Source organism: Longimicrobium sp. (genome assembly GCF_036387355.1).
In the GTDB taxonomy this organism is placed as follows: domain Bacteria; phylum Gemmatimonadota; class Gemmatimonadetes; order Longimicrobiales; family Longimicrobiaceae; genus Longimicrobium.
In genome coordinates, this window is the sequence record NZ_DASVTX010000474.1 from 1 (window position 1) to 8,942 (window position 8,942).

General features: G+C 71.2%; 8 protein-coding genes. 2 read left to right on the forward strand and 6 right to left on the reverse strand.

Annotation, left to right across the window (positions count from 1 at the left end):
- Positions 1-118: 118 nt before the first annotated feature.
- Complete coding sequence (locus VF665_RS20460) at positions 119-889, forward strand: hypothetical protein (protein ID WP_331055318.1); 771 nt, start codon at positions 119-121, stop codon at positions 887-889.
- Between the two features lie 52 nt (positions 890-941).
- Here the strand turns inward: VF665_RS20460 and VF665_RS20465 are convergent, their stop codons facing one another.
- From VF665_RS20465 to VF665_RS20475, 3 genes are all read right to left on the reverse strand, one after another.
- A complete protein-coding gene (locus tag VF665_RS20465) occupies positions 942-1,424 on the reverse strand; it encodes a hypothetical protein (protein WP_331055319.1) in 483 nt (160 codons plus the stop codon).
- Between the two features lie 96 nt (positions 1,425-1,520).
- Positions 1,521-2,048, reverse strand: a complete 528-nt coding sequence (locus tag VF665_RS20470) for a hypothetical protein (RefSeq protein WP_331055320.1) — start codon at positions 2,046-2,048, stop codon at positions 1,521-1,523.
- A gap of 279 nt (positions 2,049-2,327) precedes the next feature.
- Positions 2,328-3,998, reverse strand: a complete 1,671-nt coding sequence (locus VF665_RS20475) for an iron ABC transporter permease (RefSeq protein WP_331055321.1) — start codon at positions 3,996-3,998, stop codon at positions 2,328-2,330.
- A gap of 82 nt (positions 3,999-4,080) precedes the next feature.
- Between VF665_RS20475 and VF665_RS20480 the strand changes: the two genes are divergently transcribed.
- Positions 4,081-4,245: a hypothetical protein gene (locus tag VF665_RS20480; RefSeq protein ID WP_331055322.1), complete on the forward strand. Its 165-nt coding sequence runs from the start codon at positions 4,081-4,083 to the stop codon at positions 4,243-4,245.
- 78 nt (positions 4,246-4,323) lie between these two features.
- Here the strand turns inward: VF665_RS20480 and VF665_RS20485 are convergent, their stop codons facing one another.
- The 3 genes from VF665_RS20485 to VF665_RS20495 all read right to left on the reverse strand — a co-directional run.
- On the reverse strand, positions 4,324-5,448 hold the full coding sequence (locus VF665_RS20485) for an ABC transporter ATP-binding protein (RefSeq protein WP_331055323.1): 1,125 nt from the start codon (positions 5,446-5,448) through the stop codon (positions 4,324-4,326).
- Positions 5,445-6,524 (reverse strand): extracellular solute-binding protein, encoded by a 1,080-nt coding sequence (locus VF665_RS20490; protein WP_331055324.1) that lies wholly within the window; start codon positions 6,522-6,524, stop codon positions 5,445-5,447. Before VF665_RS20490 ends, VF665_RS20485 begins: the two co-directional genes overlap by 4 nt.
- Positions 6,525-7,389: 865 nt before the next feature.
- Positions 7,390-8,942 (reverse strand): NEW3 domain-containing protein (locus VF665_RS20495; RefSeq protein WP_331055325.1); only part of this gene is annotated, 1,553 nt, incomplete at its 5' end.

Sequence of the window (8,942 nt, forward strand, 5' to 3'; positions counted from 1 at the left end):
CGGATCCGATCGCCCGGCAAGCGTCGTATCTGCCCGCGCGCGCCCGTGCGGCTCGCGGGATGCGGATCACGTGGCCGGGCGACGGGCGCGACGGGCACACACCGGGAGGAAGCGACTGATGAGTTCCGACATGGCACGGCAGTGGGCGAACGTGGTGTTTTCCGTAACCCAGATCGTGGCGCCGGCGCTGCCCGCGGCGCTGGGCCGGCAGGACGTCGGCACCATCTCCAACCAGCAGCCCACGTACGTCGTCCCGGCGGGCTATGCCTTCTCCATCTGGGGGCTGATCTTTGCGCTCACCGTGGCCTACGCCGTGTGGCAGCTTCAGCCGGCGCGCGCCGCGGACCCGCTGCTGCGGCGCATCGGGTGGCTCACGGCGGCGGCCATGCTGGGCAACACCCTGTGGCAACTCGTCTTTCCCATGCGATGGTTCGCGCTGAGCGTGCTGGTGATCTTCGGCATCCTGGCGTCGCTGATCGGGGTGATCGCGCGGACGGCGCCGCGGAGGCACGCGCTTTCCGCCACCGGCCGCATTCTGGTGTGGATCACCTTCAGCATCTTTCTGGGATGGATCACCGTGGCTTCCATCGCCAACACCGCGCACGCGGGAGCCGCGCTGGGATGGTCGGGCGCGCCGCTCACGGCGGAGCTGTGGGGGATCGTGATGGTGGCCGCCGCCGGGCTGATCGCCGCGGGCGTGACGTGGATGGCGGGGGGAAACACCGGCTTTGCGCTCACCGTCGTCTGGGCGCTGCTGGCCGTCTTCGTTGCCCGGCGCGGCGGGGACACGGCGGCGCAGTCCGCAGCCGTGGCGTGGACGGCGGTGGGCTCCACCCTGCTGATCCTGCTGACGCTCACCGTTTCCCGCTGGCGCGCGCGGTCCGGCTGAACTATCCCGTCAGCGAGGGATGAGAAATCTTTGACTCGGCGGGCCCATGCGCTCAGCCACGCGGGGTGCGCGACTGAACTCCACGTTCCGTGTTCGCGGCAGGGCGTTCCGCGAGTGCGCCCACCGCCAGCCCCACCAACACTGCGAGGACGGAAGCCGAAGCCATTTGGAACCACATGGTTTCCCAGACCCGGTCCATACACAATGCACAGACTGGCAGCTGGCTGCATGTCGCCATCTGTGGCATTCTGACGCCGTAATACCAGCGCCCAACCACCACGCCAAAGACAGCGGGGACCATCGCGTGCACAACCGTCGTTGCCACCCAGTGTCGCCCGGCACGCCCTGAAACCCAGTCCGAACCGAGCCCCGCGAGCGCCAGCATCACGGCCACCGCTGCCGGGAGATAGGCTCCACCCGCGGCCGTACACCCGAATTCCGGATGGGGCACCGATCTGCCGCCCTGCACCAGAAGTTCCGTCGCGACGAGATAGCCGCCGAAAACGCAACTCATCACGCCGTAGTGGATCCGCATTCGTCCGTGGCCGAGAGCATCGTCGTGGGCACCGTAGATCAGGAAAGGGGCGCACCCGGCGGGTGCGCCCCTTCTTTCATCGACCGTACCGCGGGATCAGTTGCCCGGCGCGGCGGCCGGAACGCCGCGCAGCTGGTCCAGCCGCGCGATGAGCGTGGGAACCTGCGCGTCCAGCCGGGTCATGACGGCGATGAGCCGGTCCACGTACGCCTGCTGCTTGGCGGCCATGGCGGGCAGCGCCATCACGCGGGGCGTAAGCTGCTCAAAGTAGGTGGACAGCGCCTCGGCCTCGGTGGTGAGCGCGGCGAGCTTGACGGTGTCGCGGGCGATCTGCGCGGCCTGCAGCTCCAGCCCCAGCGTCTCCGCGCGGGCGATGCGGCCGGCGGCGGCCGTGTCCAGCGACGCGGCGGCGGCCATGAGGTCGCGGTTGAGCGCCTCGCCGGCGGCCACAAGGGCGGTGTCCTGCAGCGCCTGATCCTGCAGCTGCGCCAGGCGCGTCTGGATCTGCACCATCTCCGCCTGCGGAGCGGCCTGGGCCGGCGGGGCGGCGGGCGTGGCCTGCGCGGCCAGCGAGCACGGAAGCGCCAGCGCGGCGGCCACCAGCAGTCGGGTCATTTTCTGCACGAGGTACATCTCCCCACCAGAGTACAAAGGCGGCCGCCGAGCCGGCGGTCCGCGGAGTGGAGGGGGATACACTACATGCGTTTACAATGATCCAGGGGAGGGAAGTGCTGAGTGCGGAGTGCTGAGTAACGGCAGAGGGAACGGAAGTGCTCAGTGCCTGGTGCCCAGTGCCCACCGGCAGTATGCCGGCCCGCCGCACTCGGTTGGGAGCATCGCCGAGCCGCGCCCCTCCGCACTCTGCACTCCGCACTCTGCACTCCGCACTCACGCACCCAGCACTCACGCACTTCCCCTTCCCCCTCCCGCCGCAAACACCAGCCCCACCAGCACAATCAGAATCACCCCGTACGCCGAGGCGCCGCCAAAGTCGAAGCCGCGCAGGCTGGACAGCATCTCCACCGAGATGGGGCGCGTGCGGTTGGTGTACAGCAGGATGGACGCGACGAACTCGCCCAGCGCCGTCACGAACGCCAGCAGCGCGCCCGCCGCGAGGCCGGGGAGCACCAGCGGCAGCACCACGCGCCGCGCCGTCGTCCAGCGCGACGCGCCCAGCGAGGCTGCGGCTTCTTCGTACGTGGGGTCCAGCTGCTTGAAGCTGCCCAGCGCCGCCCGCGTCACCAGCGGAATGTTGCGGATGAAGTACGCCAGCGGCAGGATGCCCCACGTCCCCACCAGCACGAAGCGCCCGGCCAGCGGCTGGTGCACGTTGAAGGTAAAGACGAGGGCGATGGCCAGCACCGTTCCCGGCAGCGCCCAGGGCAGCGCCACCAGCGCCGAAATCCACCCCCGCCCGCGCGTACCCTTTCGCGCCAGCAGCCACGCCGCCGCGTACGCGAACACCACGTTGGCGATCGTGGCCACCGTCGCCATCTGCAGCGAGTTCAGAATGGGCACCAGCCGCTGCGATTCGCTGAACAGCCGCGTGTAGTTCTCCGTGGAATACGAGGGAGGCAGCACCTGCGTGGTCCACGTCCCTTCCGGCACAAAAGAGATCAGCAGCACGGTGGCGTGCGGCAGCAGCAGAAACGCCACGAGAACCGTCGCGCCCGCGGTCAGCCAGCCGCCGCGGCCGGACGCGGCGCGGGGCGCGGGCGCCAGTCCCTTGCCGGCGCCGGTGTACTCGCGCCCCGCCTCGTACCGCTGCAGCAGCCACAGGAACAGCAGCGAGGCGAGGGCCAGCACCACGGCCTCCACCGCCACCAGCCCGTCCTCGCCGTTCAGCTTGCTGTTGTACAACTGCGTCGTCAGCACGCGGAATCCGCCGCCGAACACGTACGGCGCGCTGAACGACGCCATGGACGTCATGAACACCAGCAGCGCGGCGCCGCCCAGCGCGGGAGCCAGCATGGGGAGCGTCACGCGCCGCATCGTCGTCCACCACCCCGCGCCCAGCGCCGCCGCCGCTTCCGCGTACCCGCCGTCCAGCCGCGCGAGGCCGGCGGAGACGAAGAGGTAGAAGTAGACGTACATGGTGTAGGCGTGCACCAGCAGCACGGCCCAGGCACCCGTAAGCCGCCACGGCGCCTCCGCCATCCCCAGCGCGGCCTGCACGCCGCGGGTCAGAAACCCGCTCTCTCCGTACAGAAAGAGGAACGAAAGCGTCCCCACCAGCGGCGGCAGAAGAACGGGCATGGCGGCCAGCGCGCCCAGCACCCGCCGGCCGGGGAAGTCGCGCCGCGCGAACAGAAAGGCGAGCGGCACGCCGATCAGCGCGCTCAGCACCACGCTGGCGAGCGAGATCCACACGCTGTTCCACAGGGCGCGCACCTCGCTGCGGCTGCCGAAGAAGCGCGCGTAGTGCTCGCCCGTCCACCGGCCCCCGTCCAGCACGCTGTCCGCCAGCACGAACAGGTTGGGATACAGAACCAGCCACAGCAGGACGAGGACGACGGGACTCGCCACCCACAGCGCGCCCCCGCTCCGCCCCTGTCTACTCGCCATCAGAGCCATTGATTATCCGCCACGATTCGTGCATGTTCATCCGCCGCGCGGCATCCCGCCCGCGCCTCTCCATCCCACCCGGAGCGTACCGATGAGCCTGGACCCCAACGCCCTCACCGTCGAAAGCTTCGACACCACGCCCACCGCCATGTCCATCGCCGGCGTGGGCCAGGGCACGGCGTGCTTCGAGACGTGCAAGACCGACTACACCAGCGATCCGGACCGCGACACCTGCGGCGACAAAACCAACCCCTGATCCGCCCCGGCGGGTGAGGAACGGCGCCGCCCGCGATGGTCGCGAGCGGCGCCGCTTTCGTCTCCACCCTCTACGCCGTCACGGCTCCGCCGCGTAGGCCACCGGCTGGGCGCTTTCCACCAGGCAGATGCCCGCCACGTCGCCCGGCGACGCGGTGTGCGGGCCGCCCTGCACCAGCAGCTCCGGTCCCGCTTCCGTTTCCATGCGGTAAAAGGTCGCCGCGCCGGCAAAGCGCCGGTCCAGCACCCGCGCCCGCAATGCGTTCGGCTCGTCCGCGGCGGCCAGGGTGAGCGCCTCCGGACGCGCCATCAGCCGCACGCGCGCGCCGGCGCCGCGGGGCGAGTCCGCCGCCAGCCGCGCGCGCCACGTTACTCCCGCGGCCACGGTGCACGCCGCGCGGTCGCCATCCACCGAATCCACCGTGGCGGGCAGAAAGTTGGCGCGCCCCAGGAACGAGGCCACAAAGGCGTTCACCGGCGCGCCGTACAGCGCCTCCGGCGATCCCACCTGCTGCAGGCGCCCGCGGTCCATCACCGCGATGCGGTCGGAAAGGGCGAACGCCTCCTCCTGGTCGTGCGTCACAAAGACGGCCGTCATCCCCAGCCGCTTGAGCAGGGCGCGCAGCTCGTCGCGGGTGCGCTCGCGCAGGGCGGCGTCCAGGTTGCTCAGCGGCTCGTCCAGCAGCAGCACCGGCGGCTCCGGCGCCAGCGCGCGGGCCAGGGCCACGCGCTGCTGCTGCCCGCCGGAAAGCGCCTGCACCTTGCGCCTCGCGTACGGCTCCAGCTCCACCAGCCCCAGCGCCCGCGTGACGGCGGCCTCCACCCCCGCGCCGCGCTCCCCGCGCGACTTGAGGCCGAAGGCCACGTTCTCCCACACGTCCAGATGGGGAAAGAGGGCGTAGTTCTGAAACACCATCCCCACGTCGCGCTTCTGCGGCGGCAGCGCCGTTACGTCGCGCCCGCCGATGAGCACGCGCCCGGAGGTGGGGTGCTCAAAGCCGGCGATCATCCGCAGCGTCGTCGTCTTGCCGCAGCCGGAGGGGCCCAGCAGCGTCAGAAACTCGCCCGCGGGCACCTCCAGCGACACGCCGTCCACCGCCACGGTGTCACCGAAGCGGCGGCCGACCGCGTCCAGCCGCAGCAGCGCCTGCGGGGTGCCGCCGCCCGCATCCGCCCGGGACGCGATGGGAGCGGAAACGGTCACCGTCCGCCCCCGCCGCGCACGTGTTCGTCCCAGTACCGCATCCACTCCGACTCGCGCTGCTGAAGCTGCTTCCAGTCCATCGGCTCGGGCTTGATGGCGCGCTGGGCGGCGCGCAGCCGTTCCGGCATGCTGTCCATCGGAAAATCCGTCCGCACCGGCAGGCGGTAGAAGTCGCGCACCGCGGGGACGAGCGCCGCGTTGCCGCCCACGTACTCCATGAACGTCTTCGCCGCCTCGGGATTGGGCGCGTCGCGCACCACGGCCACCGCGTCGATGATCTGCGGGGTGCCGCTGCTGGGGATCACGTAATCGATGGGATAGTTGTACCTGGCGCGCACCATCTCGATGTCGGGCAGGGCCCAGAGGGTGATGTGCCCCTCCTGCCGCGCGAGCATCTGGTACAGCAGCGTGGGATTGAGGACGTACTGCTTGGTGTTGGCGTCCAGCCGCCGCAGCCACGCAAACCCCTGCGCCGTGTCGCCGCTGGCGCGGATGCCGCGCTGCACCACCATGCCGAAAATGGTGCGCATGGTGCCGCTGGCCATGGGATCGCGAATGAGCAGCTTTCCCTTCCACCTCGGGTCCAGCACGTCGTCCCAGTCCCGGGGCGCCTGCGCCGCGGGCACCGCCTGCGTGTTGTAGGCGATCACTTCCGGCGTAAAGTAGGTGCCGTACCAGCGGCCCTTGGGGTCGCGCGCATCGGCGGGGGTGACGGCGGCCCAGCTGGGCGCGCTGGGCGCGAGGAGCGAGTCGTCGGCCGCCTGCTGAAACATGGACGACGGGGCGCCCCACCACACGTCGGCCTGCGGGTTCGCGCGTTCGGAGCGCACGCGGTCCATGACCTCCTGCGAGCCCATGTCCACGTACTGCAGGTCGATGTCGGGATGCGCCGCCTCGAACCGCTTTTCGAACGCGGAAAGCATTTCGCGCCCGTGCGGCGAGTAGACGGTGAGCACCGAGCGCCCGTCGCCGCCGGTGCAGGCGGCCAGCAGCGGCAGGGCGATCAGCGGAATGCGGGCGAATGGCCGGCGAAGGCGCATGGATGTGCGATGGTGGTGGATGAACTGCTGCTGCATCGGTGCGCGTCCGGAGGTCAGCGCGGAACGACGGTTCGGTGCGTGCGGCGGGCTGTGGCCCTCACCCGTCTCGCTTAGGCTCGCCACCCTCTCCCACGAACAGATGTGGGAGAGGGGGCACACCCCAACGGCGGCCCTCGCCCGACCCTGCGTCGCTCCACACTGGCCGGAAGCGAAGCTCGAGGGGAGAACGGAAGGATCGGTGCGCTTCGGACGGCTCGGCGCGGCCGCGGGCAGCCCTCTCCCCCCAGCCCCCTCTCCCCCAAGCGGGCGAGGGGGAGCCGTTCGGCGCGGGGCAGACGGCGGCGCGTGTGGCCGGCCCCGTTCCCGGCGATTGAACCGCACCTCGAACGACACGAAGTCCGCCTTCGCGAACTGGAACACCGGCATTCGCGTCCGCCGCCCGGGCCGGGCTGTCCGCCGGGTCGATTGAAGCCTCGATCGTGGGCGCGACAGCGGCCACGAGTCGGGGCTTACCGCGGTTGGAGCGGCGGATTCATTCGCTCAGGGGGCGTCGGCGGGAACGGCGTGGCGCTGCGCGTGGGCCCCTCCCCCGGCCCCTCCCCGTGCAAACTGCGCACGGAGAGGGGAGAACTTCATGTGCAACCATCCGCCCGCGTGCAGGTGAAGTCCCCCCGTCCGTTTGGGGGGACTTTCCGCCGTTGTTGCGGCGAATTCATTCGCTCAGCGTGCCTGCGCTGATTTCCGGCTGTACGCGCGGAGACGTCCGCCCCACCAACCCTCCCCCAGTCCGTTTTGGGGGAGGGTGGGCGAGTAATGCGAGCCCGGGTGGGGGCCGCCCTGAATCCCGCCCCTCTGCGCCAACTTCCGCCCTTCGCGGCGGCTCACGCTCCGCCCGCTGGGCTCAGCGCCCCGCTGGATCGTTCGAGCCGAACGCGAGCAGGTTGGCGAACAGGCGGTATGCGCCGGGCACGCCTTCCGGAAACTGGCGAAAGAACGCCAGCCCGGTGTACACGTACGTCCCCTTGCCCGGATGCCCGATCAGCAGCCCGCCCTGAAGCGACTCCCCTGGATCCCCCATCTCCAGCAGGGGCGTGTAGAACGGGTCCCACGTCTGCGCAAAGTACAGCCCGCGCTCCTGCACCCACCCCTCGAAGTCCGCCGGCCCGATGCGGTTGGGGATGGTGAACACCCGGTTCTCGGGCTGCAGAATGCGGACGGCCGCGTTCTCGTCCGTCACGCGGCCATGGGGGCGCGCCATGGTGATGGGCGCGGGCGTAAACTCCCCTTCCACGATCTCGTACTTGTTGTACTGCACGATCATGGTCCCGCCCGCCACCATCCAGTCCAGCAGCCGCTCGTTGTGCGTGCCCAGGTCCGGCCGCACCTCGTACGCGCGGCTCCCGGCGATGATCACGTCGAACCGGCTCAGGTCGCCCTCCGCCAGGTCGTCCGCCGTGAGCAGCGTGGGCGTGATTCCCAGGTTTTCCAGGAACGCCGGGCCTTCTTCGCCCGCACCCTCGATGTAGGCCACGCGCAGCCCGGCGGGCACCCGCAGGTCGAACGCGCGCACCCGCGACTCCGCCGCGTGGTACAGCGGCCGGGCGCGGACGTGCGGGTAGTCGATCATCTGCACCCCGCGCGCGAACCGCGCGCCGCCCTCCGCCTCGAACACGGCGGACACGGCCACGTCCCCCGCCGGCGCGTTGGCCGGCGCGGTGACGGCGAAGCGCACCTCGCGCACCTCGCCCGGCGCGGTGAACGCCACCGGCACCGCGGCCGGCTCCGCGCGCCATCCGGCGGGAACCACCAGCCGCAGCGTGCCGCGCGCGCCGCCTTCCGCCTCCGCCGCCATGCGCACCACGTACGAAAGCGGCCGCGGCTGCGAGGTGCTGAGCACCCGGGTGCGCGGCGAAAGCAGCACGCTCACGGCGGGCACCACCATCACCGGGCGGCGGATTTCGCCCTGGCGCGGGTCCACCTCGCGAAAGCTGGCCTCCTGGGGCACGGCGATCTCCGCCCCGCCCACGCGCAGGTGCGCCACGGCCAGCACGGGAGCCGCCTCGAACGGGCGGCCCAGCGCCGCGTCCCGCTCCGGCCAGCGGTACAGGTCGCCGTCGCGCGGCTGGCGCAGAAAGTACGGAATCGTCAGCTCGGCGTCCGCGGGCACCCGCACGCGAAAGCGGCGCACCAGCAGCGCGCCCGGCGCCACCGCCGCGTCCGCAGCGGGCTGCACCGCCGCGGACGACCAGCCCCGCGGCAGTTCGGGCTCCAGCGAGGCGACCGTCACCGGCTGCGCGCCGCCGTTCCACAGCGAGAGTTCCACCGTGACCGTGTCGCCGGGCGCGAGGCGCGCCTTGCTGGCCGTTGCGTCCACCACGATTCCGGAGGCGAGCGCCAGGGCGCGTTCCAGGTCACGTCGTTCGCCGTCCATACGGAACGCCAGGTCCGCCGTGC

Bases quoted from the DNA above. Each gene is read 5' to 3' on its own strand.
- VF665_RS20460 (WP_331055318.1), top strand. From the start codon at position 119: ATGAGTTCCGACATGGCACGGCAGTGGGCGAACGTGGTGTTTTCCGTA.
- VF665_RS20465 (WP_331055319.1), bottom strand. From the start codon at position 1,424: ATGCGGATCCACTACGGCGTGATGAGTTGCGTTTTCGGCGGCTATCTC.
- VF665_RS20475 (WP_331055321.1), bottom strand. From the start codon at position 3,998: ATGGCTCTGATGGCGAGTAGACAGGGGCGGAGCGGGGGCGCGCTGTGG.
- VF665_RS20480 (WP_331055322.1), top strand. From the start codon at position 4,081: ATGAGCCTGGACCCCAACGCCCTCACCGTCGAAAGCTTCGACACCACG.
- VF665_RS20490 (WP_331055324.1), bottom strand. From the start codon at position 6,524: ATGCAGCAGCAGTTCATCCACCACCATCGCACATCCATGCGCCTTCGC.